Origin of the sequence: Methanomethylovorans hollandica DSM 15978, from assembly GCF_000328665.1 — an archaeon.
Lineage (GTDB): Archaea > Halobacteriota > Methanosarcinia > Methanosarcinales > Methanosarcinaceae > Methanomethylovorans > Methanomethylovorans hollandica.
This window is the reverse complement of sequence record NC_019977.1, coordinates 949053-970767: the sequence shown is the minus strand read 5'-3', so window position 1 is coordinate 970767 and position 21715 is coordinate 949053. Positions and strand designations below refer to the sequence as shown.

At 43.5% G+C, this 21715-nt stretch carries 20 protein-coding genes; 6 read left to right on the top strand and 14 right to left on the bottom strand.

What is annotated here, in order from left to right; all coding sequences use genetic code 11:
- Positions 1–40: 40 nt before the first annotated feature.
- Genes acsC through cdhA form a run of 6 tightly spaced genes read right to left on the bottom strand, consistent with a single transcriptional unit; the run spans position 41 to position 7970 of the window.
- Positions 41–1450, bottom strand: coding sequence for an acetyl-CoA decarbonylase/synthase complex subunit gamma (gene acsC / locus METHO_RS04720; RefSeq protein WP_015324386.1), 1410 nt, complete (start codon positions 1448–1450; stop codon positions 41–43).
- A gap of 3 nt (positions 1451–1453) precedes the next feature.
- Entirely contained in the window at positions 1454–2791 is a 1338-nt protein-coding gene (gene cdhD / locus METHO_RS04715) for a CO dehydrogenase/acetyl-CoA synthase subunit delta (protein WP_015324385.1), read from the bottom strand.
- A gap of 28 nt (positions 2792–2819) precedes the next feature.
- Positions 2820–3572: an ATP-binding protein gene (locus METHO_RS04710; RefSeq protein WP_015324384.1), complete on the bottom strand. Its 753-nt coding sequence runs from the start codon at positions 3570–3572 to the stop codon at positions 2820–2822.
- 12 nt (positions 3573–3584) lie between these two features.
- The gene (gene cdhC, locus METHO_RS04705; RefSeq protein WP_015324383.1) at positions 3585–5015 is read right to left on the bottom strand and encodes a CO dehydrogenase/CO-methylating acetyl-CoA synthase complex subunit beta; all 1431 of its coding nucleotides are present in this window, start codon (positions 5013–5015) and stop codon (positions 3585–3587) included.
- Positions 5016–5046: 31 nt separating this feature from the next.
- Positions 5047–5556 (bottom strand): CO dehydrogenase/acetyl-CoA synthase complex subunit epsilon, encoded by a 510-nt coding sequence (gene cdhB, locus METHO_RS04700; protein ID WP_015324382.1) that lies wholly within the window; start codon positions 5554–5556, stop codon positions 5047–5049.
- Positions 5556–7970, bottom strand: coding sequence for a CO dehydrogenase/acetyl-CoA synthase complex subunit alpha (gene cdhA / locus METHO_RS04695; protein WP_015324381.1), 2415 nt, complete (start codon positions 7968–7970; stop codon positions 5556–5558). Before cdhA ends, cdhB begins: the two co-directional genes overlap by 1 nt.
- Before the next feature lie 358 nt (positions 7971–8328).
- Here cdhA and METHO_RS04690 point away from each other — a divergent pair, with 358 nt between their 5' ends.
- From METHO_RS04690 to METHO_RS04675, 4 genes are all read left to right on the top strand, one after another.
- Positions 8329–9198, top strand: coding sequence for a rhomboid family intramembrane serine protease (locus METHO_RS04690; protein WP_156811034.1), 870 nt, complete (start codon positions 8329–8331; stop codon positions 9196–9198).
- A complete protein-coding gene (locus METHO_RS04685; RefSeq protein ID WP_015324379.1) occupies positions 9182–9613 on the top strand; it encodes a hypothetical protein in 432 nt (143 codons plus the stop codon). Before METHO_RS04690 ends, METHO_RS04685 begins: the two co-directional genes overlap by 17 nt.
- Before the next feature lie 135 nt (positions 9614–9748).
- Positions 9749–10312, top strand: a complete 564-nt coding sequence (locus METHO_RS04680) for a TIGR00288 family NYN domain-containing protein (protein WP_015324378.1) — start codon at positions 9749–9751, stop codon at positions 10310–10312.
- Positions 10313–10395: 83 nt separating this feature from the next.
- On the top strand, positions 10396–11604 hold the full coding sequence (locus METHO_RS04675; protein WP_015324377.1) for an ISL3 family transposase: 1209 nt from the start codon (positions 10396–10398) through the stop codon (positions 11602–11604).
- A 200-nt stretch (positions 11605–11804) separates the two neighbouring features.
- Here the strand turns inward: METHO_RS04675 and METHO_RS13575 are convergent, their stop codons facing one another.
- The 3 genes from METHO_RS13575 to METHO_RS04665 all read right to left on the bottom strand — a co-directional run bounded on the left by METHO_RS13575 (position 11805) and on the right by METHO_RS04665 (position 14190).
- Positions 11805–11981, bottom strand: a complete 177-nt coding sequence (locus METHO_RS13575) for a hypothetical protein (protein ID WP_015324376.1) — start codon at positions 11979–11981, stop codon at positions 11805–11807.
- A gap of 562 nt (positions 11982–12543) precedes the next feature.
- Positions 12544–12927, bottom strand: coding sequence for a transcriptional regulator (locus METHO_RS04670; protein ID WP_015324375.1), 384 nt, complete (start codon positions 12925–12927; stop codon positions 12544–12546).
- A gap of 108 nt (positions 12928–13035) precedes the next feature.
- Positions 13036–14190: a DUF2117 family protein gene (locus METHO_RS04665; RefSeq protein WP_015324374.1), complete on the bottom strand. Its 1155-nt coding sequence runs from the start codon at positions 14188–14190 to the stop codon at positions 13036–13038.
- Positions 14191–14268: 78 nt separating this feature from the next.
- On the opposite strand from METHO_RS04665, the gene METHO_RS04660 reads away from it, so the two are divergent.
- Positions 14269–14961, top strand: a complete 693-nt coding sequence (locus METHO_RS04660) for a metal-dependent hydrolase (RefSeq protein ID WP_015324373.1) — start codon at positions 14269–14271, stop codon at positions 14959–14961.
- A gap of 275 nt (positions 14962–15236) precedes the next feature.
- On the opposite strand, the gene METHO_RS04655 is transcribed toward METHO_RS04660, so the two are convergent.
- From METHO_RS04655 to METHO_RS14240, 5 genes are all read right to left on the bottom strand, one after another.
- Positions 15237–16829 (bottom strand): sodium:solute symporter family protein, encoded by a 1593-nt coding sequence (locus METHO_RS04655; RefSeq protein ID WP_048831235.1) that lies wholly within the window; start codon positions 16827–16829, stop codon positions 15237–15239.
- Positions 16829–16954 (bottom strand): symporter small accessory protein, encoded by a 126-nt coding sequence (locus METHO_RS14250; protein ID WP_015324371.1) that lies wholly within the window; start codon positions 16952–16954, stop codon positions 16829–16831. The genes METHO_RS04655 and METHO_RS14250 overlap by 1 nt, the downstream gene beginning before the upstream one ends.
- A gap of 172 nt (positions 16955–17126) precedes the next feature.
- Positions 17127–18710, bottom strand: a complete 1584-nt coding sequence (locus tag METHO_RS04650; RefSeq protein ID WP_015324370.1) for a sodium:solute symporter family protein — start codon at positions 18708–18710, stop codon at positions 17127–17129.
- On the bottom strand, positions 18710–18832 hold the full coding sequence (locus METHO_RS14245; protein WP_015324369.1) for a symporter small accessory protein: 123 nt from the start codon (positions 18830–18832) through the stop codon (positions 18710–18712). The genes METHO_RS04650 and METHO_RS14245 overlap by 1 nt, the downstream gene beginning before the upstream one ends.
- A gap of 352 nt (positions 18833–19184) precedes the next feature.
- Complete coding sequence (locus METHO_RS14240) at positions 19185–19307, bottom strand: hypothetical protein (RefSeq protein ID WP_281162792.1); 123 nt, start codon at positions 19305–19307, stop codon at positions 19185–19187.
- 176 nt (positions 19308–19483) lie between these two features.
- On the opposite strand from METHO_RS14240, the gene METHO_RS04645 reads away from it, so the two are divergent.
- On the top strand, positions 19484–21577 hold the full coding sequence (locus METHO_RS04645; protein WP_015324368.1) for a methyl-accepting chemotaxis protein: 2094 nt from the start codon (positions 19484–19486) through the stop codon (positions 21575–21577).
- The last annotated feature ends 138 nt before the right edge of the window (positions 21578–21715 follow it).

Here is a 21715-nt window from a genome sequence, read left to right as displayed (position 1 = left end):
GGGTCCGCAAAATGCGGACGCCTGATTTTACTTTGCTTTTTTACTTTGCTTTTGGAGGCCAGTTCTTTTCCATCCAGCCCGGAAGTCTTCCGGAATCCGCAGGTCCGACCATTACTCTTGCACCTGTTTCATCTTCCACGTCACCCTGCAGACGTGCTGCAAGGCCCGGAAGGACTATGGTGTTGTGCGTTGTATCGTTCTTAAGATCAAAACCGGAATCTTCTATGCCTTTTTTTATCTTTGCTGCTGTAAGCTGACCGCCTGCTACTGCAGCCTCCACACCGATACCATCGGTATCTATGGCCCATAGGAAACAATTGACCTTGCTGGAAGCAAGGTCACTCTCCACTGTGTAGTAGGTAAGGGCAAAGTTGGTCGTGACGAGCACCGGTGAATCCTTGTCCGGAGTACCTACCTTGTACATGGCAGGCTGCACGCTTACAGGCTTTCGGGGATCTGTATAGATCGTATCCCTTATGTGCAGCTGCGGAAGCAGAGCATAGGGTTCGATGCTATGCATTATCATTACATCTCCATACTTTATGGTGAATATGGATGCAATAACAGTTTCCCAATAAGAAGCACTGACAGCATCATCCTGCACCATCCAGGCAGTGAGCGGGACCGCCATTATAGGATAGGCTATATCTCTGTCCCCTTCAACACCAGCTCTTCTGATCTTCAGGAAATTGGTAAAGGTCTTCTTTAGGTCCTTGCCTGAGGGGAACGTTCCTGGATCAAGCACAAGCTTCTCTGTACCCATCTTTGCAAAGGTCACTGCAAGGGATTTGAGTGTATCCAGGTCATCAGGTGAGAACAGTGTGACAGGCACATTGTATTCAAGTGCCAGATCTGCAACCTGCTGCCAGTTATCCTTGTTTGCGGCATATAGGAGTGGATTTTTATCCTTTGCCACTTCAAGACCAGCTTTCAGCACTTCCGGATCAAAGGAACACAGAATAAGAGGGAGATCAGTAGTACCAATGACCTTCTTCACAGTGTCAGCGAACTTCTTCGGGTCTTTGGAAACACATCTCACAGCTACCATGTCCAGTGTAAGGAAGTTGCCTACATAGAACTTCTTGAAATCATGGATCTTCTTGACCCTTTCCACAAGTTCATTTTCAGGCATAGTGTCCCACACATCATAGGCAAGTGCTGTTGGATCGAAGAATGTGAGTCTGTGACGGTACAGCACATCGTCCCCTCCGATCTTCACGGCCTTTTCACCCACACCGATCTCCACTTCGCGGATCTCCGGAGCAAGAAGTGCCTGTAGATCCTTTAACTTCTTGCTGAACTTCTGTTCAAGCATGGGAGTACAGTCTGTGAGTTTTTTCGACCGATCGATCAGATGTGCAGCAAAGGCCATACATGTCTGTTCACCACACTCGCCGCAGTTAGTACCGGGCAGATATCTATACGCTTCAAGCGGACTGTTTATTTTCATGTTTCACACCTCCGCTCCGACCCAGTTGCTGATATCAACTGCTTCTGATTCAATAGAGCCATAAAGGGTCTGGGTGATTTCCTTGAGCACCTGTACGGAAGTTGGGTGCATCATCATGAACATATCATTACCTGCAAGGGACAGAGCCAGACCGGTGACTATCTCCCATATGGGACCACGATATTCCCTGGGTCCCCACTCAGAGTCCTGTGCCAGTGGTGATGAGACCATCCATGCCTCGCGGGCTCCCCATGCATTGGTGGTACCGGAGGACATCGGGAATGTCAGCTCATCATCGCCCATAAGGCCGGCGAGCCTGATACGTTCCATGTTACTATAAGCATAATCCAGACCATAACCCAAAGCCGCAGTGGTCGGGTCCATTATGATACTGTCCCTTGGGACATTACACTGTTTCATGAGCTTCCTGTTAAGCTCTTTCTGGGCATTGATCTCAAGCTGGGTCCAGGACAACACAACATGACCGTTATTTATAGCTGCTTTGGCTATCCTCTCATAATCCAGGTTCAGACTTGCGGAAGCGAGAAGTACACGCTCACCTGCAGCAGCTTCTGCAGCTTTCTCCAGCACTTCGGGGTCCTTCTGCGGGTTACCGGAACCACCGATGACAATAGGCACGTCCACAGCCTGCAATACATCTTCCACCACTTTAGCTGCATCGCGGGCAGAGGTATCCTTGATAAGAGGATCAGTGGATATCAGATGGATGGTCACCATGTCGGCATTAAAGTCCCTGACGACTTTCTTTGCCCATTCTGCCGGGTCGTTGATGACATCATCATAGTTGGATTTCACTGCCTTGGCCATGCCAATGGGCATATCAAAGACATCCATGGTAATGTAGTTGCGGTGAGGCATTTCCGCATCAAAGTAATATGGGAGGGCGTTCTCTCCTCCTAATGTGATAGTACTCTTCCTGGACCCACCATCTCCGGAAGTGGCACCCAGAGTGACTTCCTGTATGGGATTGGTCCAGTTCTTTACTGAAGCCACTTCGAATTTTGCAGCCAGCAATTCCTGTATTTTTGTCTTTGCGGCAACCATCTCACCCACAGGCGAGGGGGCACCGGCAACTCCCATACCCAAAGACTGGGCTAACAGCTGGTCAACCGGATATCCCAATATCCTGCCTATATTGGCCATGTGCAGAGAAATGTGTGAGATCTCTTGTCCCAGTGCATAGGCTAGTGCAGGGTTAAGCCCTCCACCGCCAGTGATATTCAATTCGATATCACCCTCAATGCTCACTCCTTCAAGGGCTTCGATATCGAAATCCTTGAAAAGTTGAGTGATATCAGTTAATTTTGTCTTCTTTGTCATATGCATTCCACCATAAATCAAAAGAGCCTTATAAATTCAGTTTCCGGGAGATATTCTCTATTTCCTTCACAGCAGGCGAGTCGTCCGGAAGTTCCATAAGCGGCTGTCCTGCAAGGTCTCTTTGTACTATCATCTCGTCCAGCGGTACCATACCTATAAGTTCCAACTCCAGCTCTGCAGCGGTCCTTATGATCGTTTCACTGGTGCTGTCAGTGACCTTGTTAGCGATCACGTATATGTGGGCAACATCGGTTTCCAGTTCTCCTACAAGCTCACGGATACGTTCTGCAGTCCCCATTCCCCTGCGGGATCCATCTGTAACTACAATAAGGTCATCCACCTGCTTGAATATCTTCCTGCTGAAATGTTCAAGTCCGGCCTCGGTATCGATTATAAGGACATCATAGTTGTCTACGAGCTTGTTCATGATGCCTCTTAGCAGGTTATTGACATAACAATAACATCCGGACCCTTCGGGCCGACCCATGACAAGCAGATCATATCCTGGCATCTCTTCCAATACCTCGTAGAGCTTGGACTCAAGAATTGATTGCTTGTTGACATCGGGAGGAAGATTGTCACGCTCTTCGTGCATGAATTCTTTCACATCACCAATTGTCCTGTGCACCTCACATCCCAGCGTTTCAGGAAGATTTGTATCAGGGTCGGCATCCACTGCCAGAACTACCTTGTTTCCCCTGGTGAGATGGCGTATGAGTAAGGTAGTGATGGCTGTCTTGCCAGTCCCACCTTTCCCGGTCACTGCTATTACTCTGGTCACAATAGTCCCCGATCATTCTATTTTTTTAATTATAATCTTGTCTACGGTCACCTTGGCGTTCTTGAGCACTATCTTTACGCCACCACTACCGGAGCCACCCATCATTGGCATGGAAGGCATAAAGCCCGCTGGCATCTGCTGTGGAACATATTGCATAGGTTGCTGCTGATACTGTGCCTGAGGAGCCTGACTGACTTCTGCTTCCTCCTCTTCAGGAGCTTCTTCCTCTTCGACTACCCATCTCTTGACCACCGGATGATCTTTCTCTTTTAGGAAGTTTTTCAGGGATTCAACATCTTTTACATCTTCGTCGGTTGCTATTTTATCCTTAAGTTCAGCAGGGATGCTGTCTAGAACTTTCTGTTTCAGCATGCTGGGCATCCATACTACCCTATCCCAGCCACCATCGGCACTGATGAACTTCGGTGAACGGAAGTAGTTGACACCGATACCCAGGAAACCTACTACCTGTTTACCTCCACCTGTCTGTCCTGCCATGGTAGAGAACTGGAGTCCATTGGGTGCAGTTCCTGCGAAGTCTCTGTCCACCCAGCCAATACCATCCACTTCAGGCACGTAGAAACCTACCACTTCGAAACACCCACATGAGGTGTGAGGGTATTCGAAGAAAGAATGCAACTTGAGCCTGTCGTATTCACCATTGGACAAGCGCTTTGCATGTTCGTTCACACCGGAGTACTCACCTGATGCTGCATCCACAAGTTCTCCTTTTTCGATGGCGAACTGAGGACCTTCAGGATCGACCTTGGCAGCTGCCCTTCCATCAAACCAGTTGATAGCACCGCACAGGGAAATCCTGTCTGGTGTAATAACACATACATTGGTCGGTGCAAAGGACTGGCACAGAGTACAACCATAGAAGGTGTCTACATCTTCATCATGCAGTCCCTTTGTCCTGTCATCCCTTGCCTGATAGACAGCTCTGGCGTTCTCGATCTCTTTTTCGATCTCTGCCTGATCCGTGATATACACGGTTTCCACTTTTTCTATGAATGGAAGCTCGTTCTTAAAGAGCATCATAATGGCCTTTGCGATCTGTTCAAAAGAAGTGAGTCCTTTTTTCACAGCTTCTTTGCTTACTCTTAACCAAACATCGTCTCTCTGATTGAGGTGCATAAGTCCCTGAATATAGTTCTGGAACTCATGGTTCCTCCTTTCTACTATTGATTCCAGGTCGGTTTCCACCAGTTCACCTGCGATCTTGTAGATCATAGCGATAGGATATCTGGAACCTTCAGCCATATCTGCAATGTCAGGACCGATAAGTGTGAACTTGTCATCTTCCAAATCGTTCATATCAGCTGCTCTTACCAGTTCGAAACCAATAGATTTCGGGCCAGCAAGTTCAACATGCATATTGTCCTTTCTAATTCTTTCTCCCTCGAACATAGGAGATATCTCAAAAGGGAATTCATCTGCCATTTTACTTTCTCCGCGATTTCTAGATCATGATTTAAAGGTTAGATATGAGCTCATCAAGTGCTGCCAGATGGTCATCCGGTTTCAGATTTCCGAAGGACATATCTGCATTCTGGAAATAGTGCCTGTCTATAGCCAGTGTCTTGATATCAGTAAAATTCTTGAGGCCTGATAATACCTGGTTAAGATAGTATTTTTTGTGTGCAAGGAATATCAAAAGATCATAGGGACCCAGGCCATCCAGTCCTTTCCATGTCTTATCGCCTAGATAAGTAGCAAGGAAATGGATATTGATATATTTTGCATTTACGTCCTGGTCCTTGAAACCCTGCATGGAATGGCCTGTTGCAGCTATCTGCATACCTTTTTTGCCTAATTCTATGGCCTTGGAAAGTACATCACTTTCAAGAACATCCGCACCTACTACCAAAAGTGGTCTCTTGGCTTTGGAAATAAGTTTGGCAGCCACTAAAGGCTGCACTGGTTTTGCATTCCTAGTTCCCCAGGTAGTATATATCATTGTGTTCTTCGTAGTATCCACCATCAGCACACACTCTCCTTACAGAGTCTTTTGACATTTGTAGGTTGTGCAGACACATCGAGTTTCATGGTCGGGCCGGAAATGATCTTCTTCCTCTTCCAGTCGATCTCCCATCCATGTTCCTTTTCAAGAATCTTCAGCAACTCCTCACGTTTTGCAAGAGGCAGGTCTGTCTCGATCCTCACGAACTTGTACCAGTCCTCTGGCATATGACCCATATACTTCTGACTAAGTTCGATATAGTGAGTGAGCTTGATCATGCGTCCCATGTTATTGTCACTTGGCCTGATACAGTTCTTTGCGATCATGGGCATAAGCTCTTCAATGGTCTCTGCGGTCGTAAGCAGGAACTCCGGGGAGGATGGGATTGGCATTTCCTCACCGTTACGCGCATCATACACTTTCCAATCCTCTTCATTATAAGGTTTACCGATGAGTGCACGTCTGTACTTGGAACCATGCGGTCCTACTATTACCGGTATACCCAGCCTGTTACAACCAGTGCCTATGGCTGCAGCTTTCTGAGAATATGCACCCCATGCCACACCCACTGCACCTATACGGTTCATGATGTAGTCTGCTATTTCTTCAAAGTTACCTGTAATGTTCCTCTGGGCGAATATGGAGGCCACCTTAATTGCAGTACCTGTTATGTGGGAATTGGAAACACAGGAACCCACATTTATGAGATTACCTGCCAGGAACTTGGCTGGATACTTCTCATAGAGGGTCTGACCTTCTTCATCCTTGTACATGCCCAGGTCCATGGCAGAACATCCGGAGACTACCACTATGTAATTCCTCTGGAGCATCTCATTGGCTACAGTGAACAGGTCCTTGGTGCCTTCCGGATAGTTGGAGCACCCGACCATTGCCACGATACCCGGTGTGGTACCCATTACAAGATTAACTCCTTCCTCGCGTATCTCAGGGTCACTGATCTGACCTCTGCCTGCCCTCATCTTCCCTTTTTCCTCGCGGATAACTTTCTGTGCAGCCTTTTCGATAACATTGAGGATCGGAATGTCTTTTGGACACACAGGATCACAGCGCCCGCAAGCAATACAATGGTCATGCAGTTTCTCAAACTTGGTAAGATCCCCATCAACAGCTGCTACCATAGCGTTCATTATGGGCAGATTGTTGGGGCATACCAGTTCACATGCACCGCACTGCACACATGCAGAGGTCAAGGTCCTCAGTTCTTCATCAGAAGGCAGTGACTTAATACCTTTTGCATCTCTTATGGGTGCCATTTTCATGGCAAGGCGGGGAGCCACTTCTCCAAGCAGGTCGAAATTCAATATAAGTGCTCCTGGTTCCTTCCCGCTGGAAAGGTCTTCGATGATCTGGTCTGCAGTATCGTTTGATCTATTGGACAAACCATACATGATCTTTTCGTTGGTTGTGATCACAGGTATGAACAGCTTCTTTGCCTCATCAAGGACATCTGCTCTGACACACTGTTCGTCCACTACTATAACATCAGGGGCAGCAGAACGTATCATCTTGAGCTCTTTTGCCATGGGGCCAACAACTTTGGCTCTTGGCTGGCTGCGATCCTCTGTCTTGTAGCGTGTCATGTCTATGGCTGTACAGCACAGTCCGGCAAGCTCTATCTTGTCGTTTAGTCCCTGCTCTTCCATATAGTCCATAATGTAGGTTATGCCTGCAACATTGTGTCCTATGACCAGCAGCACAGGTTTTGTTGAATCGATACACCCCATGCCGATCTCTGCAAGGGGGGCTTCAGGATCGGATTTTGGCATACCGAGGCATGAGATCTGAGCAATATCAGAAACTTCCATACCTACATGGTCAAGCATTCCTCCGTGCAGTGCTTTGGATTCAAAGTCAAGAGCTGAACCTTCCTGTCCGACATGGATCGTAGAGAGGAGCTGCATCAGTTGCTCTTCGACATATGCCACAACTTCTTCGAGATCACCCAGGGTTTTTGGCATGATCCCTGTGACCAGTTGAGTGTTGGGAGCAAACAGATTTGAAGGTCCTACGTCAATGGGGTGGTCTTTTCCATGTATTCCTATAAGGTGATGCAGTATGTGGCGTCCATGAGCTGAATGCGCCGCTGCACCGGTGATGACCCTCAAAAGGAACTCCCTTGACTGATGTGTACCTAGGTCAATACCGCACGCTCCTTCTTTGTTTCCACCGAGATCACACTTGCCATAAGTACAGTAACAGCATTGATCACAAACAGGAGTGTATACTGGCTGATACCGGGACAGCAATTTATAGTCCCATTCCCTCAGGCCGGAAACACCGGGTTTTGGTGTAGGTCCGGTTTCAATACCTTCCTCTTCGGCTTTTGTCTCTATGGCACCAACTATGTTGTTGATCGTGATCTGGACGTTCTCCAAATCTTCAAGGGAGAACTTGCCTGTTGATATTTTAGTCATGTGTTTGACCCTCCTTATGTCCCACTGCATACTTTTAGCCGTTTCCATAGCAACATATGTTACAAATGAAATCAAGCGTAATACTTTTATAAGAGTATTTGGTTCAACCTTAATGCGCAAGCGCCTATAAAAACATTCCCCTATTTATCATGATTGATGGTTACAGACTTACACATAATGTACTCTAATAAAACGTTATTAAAAAAAAGAATTAAACTGCAGTGGATTGAAGGTTACATAGGTAATTGTATAATATATAGTTTCCGCAAATGTCACGATTGTTCTTGACAATCTGTGACATGGTCCTCTCAGAAACAGTTTTATTTTATGTGTCTGTAGGTAGGTAGAGGATAATTTGGTGAAGGATGTAGATGATAGTTGCTGGATATGCGGTAAAAAAGAACTTTTGCCTTTCACATGCAGATTTTGTGGAAAGAACTTCTGTGCAACACACAGGTTACCGGAGCAGCATGCATGCCAGGGACTGGAATTCGAACAGCGTCATCCGGGATACACAGGCAGTATAAGCAACAAAGGTTCGGATAATGTATTCAAAGATATGATCCGCACCACGATCCGAAAAACTGCAAAGGGACTTGGTAAGGGTATTTGGAGTAGTATTATGAGTTCAATGAAAAATAGTCCTTCAATGGCTATCATCTATATTTGTTTGGTATCGTTCTTTGTCGGAAATATTTTTCTGGGAGCCACATACTTTAATCTTTTTAAGCTCACGCCTGCATTTATGCTGACACAGCCCTGGACAATTGTGACCCATATGTTCCTGCATGTGGATTTCGGTCATCTGTTCTTTAATATGCTTGTGCTGTTCTTCTTCGGACGCGAACTGGAGAATCGTATTGGCAAGAGCAGATTCTGGGGAGTTTACTTTGTTTCAGGGATTGTGGCAGCTATAGGTTATTCCCTGACAGTTGCAAACCCTTACTCGGCTGTCGTGGGTGCAAGTGGTGCCATCCTGGGTGTTTTTGCAACTCTGACGGTGCTTGCCCCTGATATGAGGATTTACGTTTATTTCATACCTATGAAAATAAAATATGCACTGTTGCTCTTTGCACTTCTGGACTTTGCTATGATGGGATCGAGCGATATGGTAGCTCATACTGCACATCTGAGCGGTATGCTGGTAGGCTTGTTCATGGGCTTCCGCATTAAGAGTAATATGCGAAAATATAATAGCGCATATAACAGTTATGATCGAAGGTGGTGATCTGGAGGACCAGAAACACTTAAGGACAAGCTATCCAAGACCTTTGGAAGGTGAAGCTGTCCCGATTACCTTTATCGATATGCGCGAAGTGTTTGCTGGCTGGTCCCCTGAACTGAAAAGGACGGTCTATAAACAGGACTTCACGGACACCAAGGGTCTTAAAAGAGTGCGCGAAGTGATCCTTCTTGAAGTATACAACTGGTTACTTGAAGGTATAAGTTTCATAGAACTTTCTGAGATGGAGCTTGGTCAATTCAGAGATGTTCTTGATAAATTTACTGAAAAGGGAGGACAGATAGTTTATACACGCAAAAGCCAGGACAAGTGGATGATCAATTACTTCATGCTCGTGGAAACAGGACGTGAGGAAATAGATGTTAAAAAAATCTCGATGTATAAACTGCTTGAAAATTAGAGAAAATTGCTCTTCAAAGACATCATTTGTCTACACAAAACTATAAAACTTAATTAGAGTATAATACTATTCAATGGTTATTATAAGGTAACAGTGGTTATTATAAGGTAACAATATATCTTTAGTGAGGACAATATGCAGAACGTAAAGACTGGATTAAATTCCATTGTCAAATACCTCAGCACAAAAAAAGAAGTAGGAAGGCGCAGGATAGGTCTTCTTGTTGACGGACCTAATGTCCTTCGTAAGGAGTTCAATGTAAACCTCGAAGAGATCAGGGATGTGCTCAAAGAGTATGGCAATGTGAAAATAGGCAGGGTCTTCCTCAATCAGTATGCCTCTGATAAACTAGTAGAGGCCATTGAAAACAATGGTTTCGAGCCGATCATATGTTCGAGTGATGTCGATGTGCGTCTCGCAGTGGAAGGAATGGAACTTGTTTTTAATCCTACTATTGATACGCTGGCCCTTGTCACAAGGGATGCTGATTTTAAACCTCTCTTAAGCAAGGCTAACGAGCACGGAAAAGAGACCATTCTTTTTGGAGTGGAACCCGGTTTCTCTGCTGCTCTGAGGAACTCTGCAGATTACGTGATCATACTTGAGAACAATAAGATGAACTTCTATGGCGAAGATTTTTATACAAATGCTCCTGAAAAGTCACAACATCCTGGAGAAGTAGAGGCAATACCTGAATAAGAACAATGCCTGAATAAGAAAAAGTGGATCTCCACAACATTGAGTGGGTAAATTAATATGTTAATTCATCTAAACCCTTTTTAATGGAAGACAAAGACCTCATTCAACTTGCTCTGGGAATAATTCCTCCCTGGTTTGTAAAAGAACTAAATCTCGATACTTCTAAGAAAAGGATGGATATTTACCTTGATTTTATAAAAGGAAGCAAATTTCTCTGTCCTGTATGTAATGATTTATGCCCTATTCATGATACAAAAGAAAGAGTATGGAGACACCTGGATTTCTTCCATTACGAAACCTATCTACATGCAAAGGTTCCCAGAATAAAGTGTAATGGACATGGTGTGAAGTTGATCGATCTTCCATGGACCAGACAGAACACTGGATTTACCTTGTTCTTTGAAGCATTGATCGTTGCTATGTGCAAAGAAATGCCAGTAGCTTCTGTAGCTGATATTGTACATATTCATGAGGATTCTGTGTGGAGAATACTTAGTCATTATGTAGACAAAGCAAAAGAAGAAAGGGATATATCATATATTAAAACGATCGGAGTAGACGAGATAGCTGTTAAAAAGGGCCATAACTACGTCACTTTGTTCTATGATATGGAAGAAGCAAGAGTCATACACATCGAAAATGGAAAAGGAAAAGATGTGTTCCAAAAATTCAGAACAGAGATCGCTGGCAAGGTAGATCACGAACAGATCCAATACATATCTATGGATATGTATCCTGCATTCAAAAGTGGAGCCAGGGAGTATTTCCCAAAAGCTACAATCGTTTTTGATAAGTTCCATGTGATAAAGATGATGAATGATTCAGTTGATAGAGTTAGAAGAACTGAATCAAAAGAAAACTATGTTCTTAAGAATACCAGGTTTATGTGGTTAAAGAACCCTGATAGATTGTCAGAGAAAGAAAACGTTCTCATGGAAGCCATCAAGAACCTTGATACAAAAACTGCTAAAGCATACCAGTTTAGATTGGCCCTTCAAAGATTGTGGACAATAAAAGAGACATCAATAGCAAGGGAATACCTTGATAAATGGCATTATTGGGGAACCCATAGCAATATCCCAGAGATAAGTTCAGTGTCAAAAGCGATCAAAAAACATGCGCAGGGAATTCTTGAAGCAATGAAGAACGGTCTAAACAATGGAGCTGTAGAGGGACTAAACAATAAAATTAAAACTGCTTTTAAAAGATCTTATGGCCTAAAGACAGAAAAATACAGGAATACCATGATCTATCTGATGGCGGGAAAATTGACATTACCCACACGATGTTGAAGAGAACCAAAAAAATTAATTTATTTTTCATATATCCATGCGTTTAGTGTTTCTTATATTATCATACTCTATCTTATCCCGAGTTATTTCAGATCATCCGATCTAATGCAGTAAATTCAACAGACTCAGTTATCCTCTTTCTTAAGATATTCAGCTCATACTGCAAATATTCCTGCCAGGAGGAGGATCAGGACCAATATCTATATATTTGATCTTTCTGTCTGTATCCGTTCCTTATCGACATTTTCAATTTGCTGTCTTGTTTGAACTGGTGCCGGCTCATTATCAGCAGTGACAGATGGAACAAACACAGCTTCAACTGCTTTTTCAACAATTATTGTAAAAGGTGAGAATCCCGGGATCTGAGACTCGAACATTACATATTCAATGCCATTGCTTTATACATGAGTGGGCAATACTTCCCATACAGTTCCATTAAATCTAAGAAGCCTTCTATTTTCTGGAACTACTCCTGTTTGCTTTATTCATGAGGTGCTTATATTAAATCCTATAATGATCTCAGTCCAGCAATGAATAATTTATTATCACTACTCTCAGACCAGGAAAATATATCGGGTACTCTAATAATTATGGCAGCTCCATGAAAATAGTATTGCTATAAATTATATTAGTGTCTGTATATATATGAATAAGGCATGTGTCTTTTTACGGACATCCTATTCTTCTTGTGTACAAGATGTATGGCTTAAATTCATTAGAAATATGGGATTCGTCTGAGAAAATAAGTAATATTCTGTCTATTCGAACAATTTAATGGACTTAATGAACTAAAAAACTCAATAGACTTTCCATTACAAGCAATTGAAAAGATATGCATGAAAAGATATAAAAATTAAATCTAAATATTTGTAATTTTTCAATGAAGGCCCTTCAGGCCCTTCAGCTTTGAGAAAATTTCTGAACTAAAGGGACGAAAGTTTACTCCATCCCTTTGCTTATTGTCTTCAGCTTCTTGATGGCTATCATTGTTGTCTTCGTATCTTCTATTATCTTTTCCTCGTAGTGCTTGATTATCTCTTCGATCGGAGCATTAAGAGTGTAGATCTTCGTTGGCCTGCCCTTTCCAACAGCCTTCTTATTGTGCACGCTGATCCAGTGCTTTTCACGCATCTGCCTCATTGCCACGCTTACTTCAGGCTGCCTTAGGCCTGTGCTCATTTCTATCTCCTGGGATGAAGCCTCTCTTACGTTTGAAAGATATGTCAGCGTTGTTGCAACGTTTCTTGACATTCCCAGGTTCTTCAATGCATCTATGAACCGATAGTCGGTGTCGTCCAATATTTTTACTTCAAAGTCCTTCATAAATAACCCCTTATTCTATGTTTCTATCTCTTTCATGAGATCTACTTGATAGTATGAACATTATTATATTTAAACTTTTATAGCCGGACTTTTTGAAGGACAGGATGTTTAATATTCGTTTATATATTTAATGGCATCAAAAGCCTGATGTATGACCATGTCTTTCAACTCCTGGAAGCTTTTGAAGTTCATGCTCTTTTTATTCATGAACACGTTAGAAACGATTTTTCTGCCTATCACGTCATCGCTATCTGGTATTAGTCTCAGGATACTTGAACCTGGAAATATATGTGTTCTATGGGATACACCATCCGGATCTCCATCAGTTATTCCAATGATCGGTATGCTCAGCCTGTACAGTATGTCTGCTGCTAGGATGGTGGTATCATCTCCTATGGTTACGGCAACATCTGCTCCCGGTGCGATGTCAAATACTTTTTCTGCCGCATGATCAACTATCACTGCATTTATTCCCTTTTCAGTCCCCTTCTCTCTTCTGTTCCTTACAAGGGCTCCCAGTTCGCAGGATCGCAGTGTACGCGCTTTGAAATTGCCAGAGCGTAGCCTTCCACTTTTCACCCAGGCTGTTTTAAGGTCCACAGGAACCAGATGTTCATAATTATGCAGTTTTTCCACACCATGCTTCTTTAGAGTGCCTCCAATGATATGGGTGATATAACCATTCTCCGTAACGATGCTAACTTCACAGGAGGTTGCATAGCCCACTACTAGCCCATTGACAAGTATATTCTCTCCGGGCTGCACTCCGGCCAGGTGTCTTATGACCTGGTTTCCTTCTGTATCTAATACAGCTTTTTTATCTCTTTCTGACGCTAAAATAATGGAAAGGTTAAGTTCAGTGGCAATGATCTTTGCATACTCAAGGGCAAGATCATTCCATGGAATTACGGCACCATCCGAACTGCCAGGTCTTTCGATGTGAACTATAGGCTTATCATCCTTTCTGTTAAGGCGAGAAATAACGATCCCTGCAAATGCTATTCCTGTTTGCAGGTTCTTTCCATGGTTTAACAGGTAGATCACATCTTTTGTGTCAATGCATTTTTCTATGCAGTCACTTGGTTTGAAGCTTCTGCTTATGTCAATTACTTTTTCCATGTGTGCATCTATGACAGCAGTCTTGCCCATAGTGCCTGCAATCATGGCTGTAACATTACCTTTTGCGCTTAAGACCTTGATTATCTTCCTGGCCTGTCCGGAATCGATCGCTTCCGGACCATGTATCACCAGTCCTATTTCCATGATCCTCTCTAATATCGCTTATACGTAATAATGATCCCACACGGAATATATTAGTCTGAGAACATATTCTATTATCTTATGTATGGGATCCAATTGATATGGCATGGACATGCCTGTTTTGAGATAAAGGCTAGCATAAATGTGTTTATTGATCCTTTTTTCAGAGGTAACCCAAAGGCAAAAATACTCCCTGAAGATGTGGAAGCGCATCTTATACTTGTTACCCATGGTCATTTTGATCATCTGGGGGATACAATTGAGATAGCACACAGGACAGGATGTAAAGTTATTGCAGTGCATGAGCTGGCTCAATACCTTAAATCCCAGAATGTGACAGCCGAAGGCATGAACATAGGAGGCAGGATGAATGTCAATGGTATGTCAGTGGTAATGACAGATGCCAATCACTCTTCATCAGTATCACATGCAGGTTTAAGCTTGTATGCGGGCAGAGCTGCAGGATTCATTGTACAGATGAACGGTTGTTCCATCTATCATGCCGGAGATACTGGTCTTTTCGCAGATATGCAGCTTATCGAGGATATATACAAGCCGGATGTGGCGTTGTTGCCTATTGGAGGCAGATACACAATGGATCCAGAAGATGCGGCCAGAGCTGTGGCCCTTATACGCCCCAAAATAGCAATACCCATGCATTATAACACATTTGATGTGATCGCGCAGGATCCTCTGGATTTCATGAACAAAGTTATGGGTTCATGTGAAACCAAAGTGCTGATAATGAACACTGGAGATGTACTGGATCTGTGAGATAAATTTACAAGAGGACGAGGATCACGTTTATATATAATTAGTACCGAAGATAAGCTGGCAAAAGTCGAACATTATTATATTAAATATCCCCTCTAGTTCTCGTCATACGGCTTTTGCCTTATTAAGGGTACTATGTTGCGCCTGATACAAATGCTAATACTGATTTTTCTGCGGCGTTTTAAAAATAATCCTTTCTCCAGGCAATTCTTTTCATTTTCAATGGACCTGTCTATTTTTTTATAAAAAAAGTTGATGATATGGTTGCTCGCATATCATTTGATATTATGAAAACATTTCTCCAGGTGTTCTGTGGCCCCAGGGCGTGTGGCTAAGCTCACTACAATAGCCGTGAGCATAGCAAGAGGTGTAGCTACCAGGATAGGGTCTACGACCGTCCATGTCCCTGTAAGCAATGTTGCTTTACCAAAGAGAGCCTGGCTTATCCCAAGAGGAGCTGCTTCTTTTGCATGTACGAATGCAATCCAGCTTAGACTACTCAAGGTACCTACCAGCATACTGGCTATTGCTCCTTCTTTAGTCATGCGTTTCCAGAATATGGCCCCAATGTACATGGGCAGGAAAGCAGCTGCACACAATCCGAAGAAAATGGCTGTTGCTGGGGCAATGATACTTATTGGTAATACATAGGCCAGCACCACGCTTGCAAGGATGGTTAGTGCGATACCAATTTTGGTGACATCGACAGTATGGCTGATTTTTCCTTTTTTAACGTACTGTCTGTAAAAATCATGTCCTATTGCAGTTCCCATGGTATGGTACTGGGAACTAAGGGTGGACATGGCTGCTGCAAGCAGTACGAGCATAAAAAGAACAACAAACATTTCGGGCATAGCACTATTGATGAACTCCGGGATGATAAGGTCCGTGTTCCCTCCGGCGACTGCAAGTGATATCATATCCTTTTTCTGGAAAAAATATGCGTTTGAAAGTGCACCGACCGTGAAGGCTACACCTGTCATCATCAGAATGAACGGACCGCCGACGAAAACAGCTCTGTTAAGGGCTTTGTCATCCTTTACCGTCATGAACCTTACTACTAGCTGAGGTTGTGCCAGCACCCCAATTCCCACACCAAGCACCAGTGTAGAAACCAGGTTCCACCAGATAGGTGTACCAAAGGCAGGCATGGCTGTCCACCCCATGTGCCCTCCCTTTACAAGACTTTCAGGTACCAGGTGTGCCATGTTTGTCAGAGCCTGATGTGCCTCAACTACACCTCCAAGTCTGATGTAGGTAAAGACGAGCAAGATCGCCATGCCTATGAACATGAGTGTGCCCTGCAAAGCATCCGTGTACATGACCGCAATGAGCCCTCCAGTGATCACATATGCTGCGACGATGATGGTCAGGATCATCAGTGCAACATCATAGTTGATCCCAAGGGTGGTCTCTACGAAACGGGCACCTCCGATGAGCACTATTCCTGTATAGAGGGGCATGAATATACCGATCAGAATTCCTGCAAAACCCTGTATGAACCTTGAATCGAAACGTCTGCCAAGCAGTTCAGGGAATGTAACAGCCTGTAGGTTCTTTCCCATCTTGCGTGTTCTTGAGCCGAAAACGACAAAAGCAATGAATATTCCCACTATAATGTTCATCAGGGCGAGCCATAAAAGTCCCATTCCAAGAGCACCAGCGGCGCCTCCGAAACCTACTATTGCAGATGTGCTGATGAAAGTAGCCCCATATGAAAGTGCAAGAATATATGGATGTATATTCCTGCCTGCTACCATATAATCATCAATTCCTTTCGTTCTCTTGTATCCCAGCCACCCAAGATAGAAAATTATCATCAGGTAGATAAGTACAGTGATTCCCAGAATCGCAGTGTTCAAAACCATCATTGCACGTCCTCATCTTCAGTACCCGTATTCCACTTCAAAGCACCATATATCATGCAGCCTATGGCACTGAGAATGCACAGTAAGTATACCACCCAGATCTGCGGGTCATCTATTCCAAGCATTTTGGGTCATCTCTTTCTATATTGATTAATAATGAAAAATATATGTGCTATATGTTAGCACGACTCATTATTTAACCTTTCGATTATACCTGTGGTTCAGTATACATTATCGCCTAAATAATAAGAAAAAATAAAAAATAGTAGCTACAAAAAATAAAATAGTAGCTTCCTCTTATTTTCCAAAGCACTTCTCTATATGTTCTTTTGGTGCAGGTTCTGTGAGAAGGCTGATAACTATAGCAACAAGCACTGAAATAGGTGTAGCTACAAGTATAGGGTCCACCAATGTCCATGTGCCTGTAAGTAATGTTGTCTGGCCGAAGATCGCCTGGCTTATTCCCAGTGCGCTAGCTTCTTTGGCATGTACGAAAGTAAGCCAGAAAAGGCTGCTGAAAGTACCTACAAGCATACTGGCTACTGCTCCTTCCTTTGTCATGCGCTTCCAGAATATTGCGCCCGCGTACATGGGCAGGAAAGCAGCAGCTGTCAAACCAAAAAATATAGCTGTTGCTCTGGCAATGATGCCTATGGGGAGGACATAAGCTAGAATAACGCTTATTATAATAGTAAAAGCAATACCCAATTTTGTAATGCTTATTGTATGTCCGATTTTCCCATGCATTATGTATTCTCTATATAGGTCGTGGCCTATGGCTGTACCCATGTTATGGAATAGTGAACTGAGGGTTGACATGGCGGCGGCAAGAAGGGTGAGCATAAAAAAGACAACAAATATTTCGGGCATTGCGCTGTTGATATACTCAGGCATGATCTTATCAATGTTCCCCCCAGCCACATCAAATGCTAACATGCCTTTGTTATTGAAGAAATACACATTGGAGAGAGCTCCAACCACATAGGCGACTCCAACCATCATGAAGATAAAAGGCCCACCTGACAGTACTGCTCTTTTCAGTGAAGTAGTATTTTTAACAGTCATGAACCTAACAGCCAGCTGAGGCTGGGCAAGCGTTCCGATTCCCACTCCGAGAATGATTGTAGAAACAAGGGTCCACCATATAGGGGAGCCAAAGGTGGGCATTGAAGTCCAGCCATTGTGTCCTTGTTGTGCCATGGTTTCAGGTACAAGATACGCAAGATTGGTGAGTGCCTGATGCGCTTCGACTACACCTCCAAGATTTCGGTAGGTCAGTATCATGAGAATTGCCATGCCTACAAACATAAGAATTCCCTGCATTGCGTCTGTGTACATCACAGCCAGGAGGCCACCTGTGATCACATAAGCTGCAGTTATTATTGTAAGCATAAGCACAGATGTATTATAGTCAATACCAAGGGCAGTTTCCATGAAACGGGCCCCGCCGATAAGCACGCCACTTGTATATATAGGCATAAATATGGCTATTAAAAGGCCTGAAAAGCCCTGGATAAAGCGGGATTGGAACCTTTTACCTATAAGTTCAGGAAAAGTAACGGCTTTTAAATTTACTCCCATTCTTCTTGTCCTTGAGCCGAACACGATAAATGCAATGAATATTCCAATAAAAATATTCAGGAATACGAGCCATAATATTCCCATTCCAAAGGCACCGGCATATCCTCCAAAACCAATTATAGCTGAAGTGCTTATAAAAGCAGCTCCATAGGACAGCGCCAGCACGAAAGGATTTACCTTCCTTCCTCCCACCATGAAATCATCGGTGCTTTTAGTATGTTTGTACCCCATCCATCCGCAATAGCAGGTAAGCATAAGGTAAATGAGTACAGCAATTCCAAGAACTATAGTGCTTGCCATCAGCTTTCCTCCAGAGGGTCTTTGTCATTCCAGTGCATCAGTCCATATATTATGCAGCCCAGAGCACTTAGCACACTGAGCAGATATGCCAGCCATATCTGCGGGTCATTTATTCCAAACATCTTCATATCTCCTTGAGTTCTAATGACATTTGTTAGCATGGCTCATTCTTTAACCTTTCGAAGATGATTCGGAACTTCTCATTGCATATCCAAGTAAAATTTTAAAAACAACTAAGCAAATTAATAGCTATAAATGATTTAATTGGTTTATCCCTTAATTAAAAATCTAGTATCTCTTCGACATAGTGTGGGTAATATCAATTTTTGATCACCAGACAGATCATGATATTTCGGTATTTTTCCGTCTTTATACAGATGATTTTTTTAAATATAGTTTAAATTTATTGTTCAATCTCTCTGTAACTGGCAGTGTCCCCATTTTGCTGTACATCCCCTGTACTTCAGCCTATTCTTAATCTTCCATAGGTAAATATCTGTTTCCAGTGCTCTTTTGGAAATGCCTGGTAGTTATGAGTGTTCTCACAGCACCTTCGCTATCGACAAAATAATCGTCTAACAGGTCATATAGGTTCATGGTCCTGTACCTTTCTAGTTATTTCCAAGATTCTACTAAGGTACAGGACTATCATATTTTACAGCATTTTAGATGCACTGCCTATTTTTACTGCCAATTTAAAACCATGTATTTTATATATTTTACAGCGCATTTATATCAAGTGTCAATTATATATATTTTAATAAGGTGATAAATTGAAATTGCAGAATCTAAATTTAAAAACAAAACTTATGATCTATATTGTTCTTGGTGTCACACTTGTAATGTGTGCTTCCAGTTACATGATCATTTCTCAGGTAACTGAGCAGGAAAATGAACTGGCCTATGCAGATGCAGAAAATACTGCGTTAGCTCATGCACAGGCATTTGATGGTAATCTTCAGAGGAATGTCATCGTTGCAGAGACCCTTGCAAGTACCATGGAAAACTACAACTCCGGAAACAGGGAAGAGGTAAGTGCCATAGTAAAGGATCTCTTTCTTACTACTCCGGGTGTTGTGGGAGCTTATGTAGGATTCGAACCCAACGCTTTTGATGGCAGAGATAATCAATTTGTCAATGCTGTGGGTCACGATGCCACGGGCAGGTTCATGCCTTACTGGAATAATCTGGGCGGTTCACTTGTACTGGACCCGCTGGCAGACACCGATACATCTGATTATTATCAGCTGCCTATAAAATTAAAAGAGACCGTAGTCCTTGAGCCGTTCGTGTATGATGGCGTCCTGCTAGTGAGCTATGTGGCTCCGGTTATCAAAGATGGAAATGCAATAGGAATAAGCGGTCTGGATGTTTCACTCACTGAGATAGACAGCTCTGCCGGACAGATCTCTATATACGATACCGGCTACGCTTTCATTACCAGTAAGTCCGGCGTTTTCCTCTCACATCCAAATAACAAGGACTGGATAGGCACCAGATCTATCAAAGATGTAAATGCACCTGGATATGCAAAGATGGCACAGGATATCAGTGCCGGCAAGAAGGGAACTATAGCTTCCTTAGACCCTGTGAGCGGCAAAGATGTGGTTTTATTTTATGAACCTATACCTTCCTCTAATTTTGCATTAGTGCTGTCCGTTCCAGAAGCAGAGATGCTTGCAGGAGCTACAGCCATGAGGAATAACCTGATCATCATCTCGGTTGTTGCAATCGGTTTTATGGCATTTGTGGCTTATCTGATCGCAAGGTCCATAACCAATCCTATTAACAGGATCATTGAGGATTTTAACCAAATATCCAATGGGGCCGTAGACGGGAAATTGGACATAAGGGCTGATACTGATGTTGGCATAGATTTCAAGGGAATTCCGGCCGGACTAAACCTTATCATGGACAACATGAATAAGATGGTCAGGATGGTAGGAGTAAATGCAGCCAATATTGCAGCTTCTGCACAGGAGATGTCTGCAGCATCTGAGGAGATGACAGCTTCTTCCACTGAGATCGCATCTAATGTTGGGGAGATCGCAAAAGGTTCGACCAGCCAATCGCAGAAAACCGAAGAAGTTTCCAGGGCCATGACCGACATGACTCAGAGTGTGCAGGAAATAGCTGTAAATGCGCAGAGGGCTGCAGAGACCGCAACGATCACCAGTGATACAATAAAGGATGTAGGTGTACAGTCTGAAAACCTGATCATCCAGATGAGTTCCATACAATCAGCTGTAGGTGAATCTGCTGATGTGATCCGTGAACTGGAAATGAAATCCAGAAAGATTGATGAGATCGTTAGTCTTATCACGAACATTGCAGATCAGACAAATCTGCTTGCGCTTAATGCAGCTATTGAGGCAGCAAGGGCTGGTGAACATGGCCGAGGATTTGCAGTGGTTGCTGATGAGGTTAGAAAGCTGGCAGAAGAATCAGGTGATGCCGCGAAGGAGATAGCTGGCCTGATCAAGGAGATACAGGTCGGTACTGAAAATGCTGTGGAAGCCATGGATAAAGGTACTGAGCAGGTGAATACAGGATCCACAGCCCTTTCTGAAACTGTACAGGCAGTGCAGTCCATTGTGGAGAGGAGTGGAAAAGTGGCGATCATGGCTCAGGATATTGCTGCTGCTGCGCAGGAACAGTCTGCCAGTATCGAGGAGATCACATCATCAGTTGAAGAGATATCAGCTATTTCAGAGCATGCAGCTGCAGGCACACAACAGGCTTCTGCGGCTGTGGAGGAGCAGACATCTTCTATGCAGGAGCTTGCTAAGTCAGCCCAGGAACTTGCAAAGCTTTCGGATGATATGCAGGCTTATGTAGCCCGCTTTTCATTGAAGGCTGAGGACTAGGACATAAAAGTCCCTCTCTCTTTTTCTTTTTCCTCTTCTTCTTATTTTTCATTTTTTAAGGGCTCCATTGAAATACTTTTTGACCGTCTTATTTATCTCTCCTTATCCATACTTTTCTTTGCTCTGCTTTGATGGCAA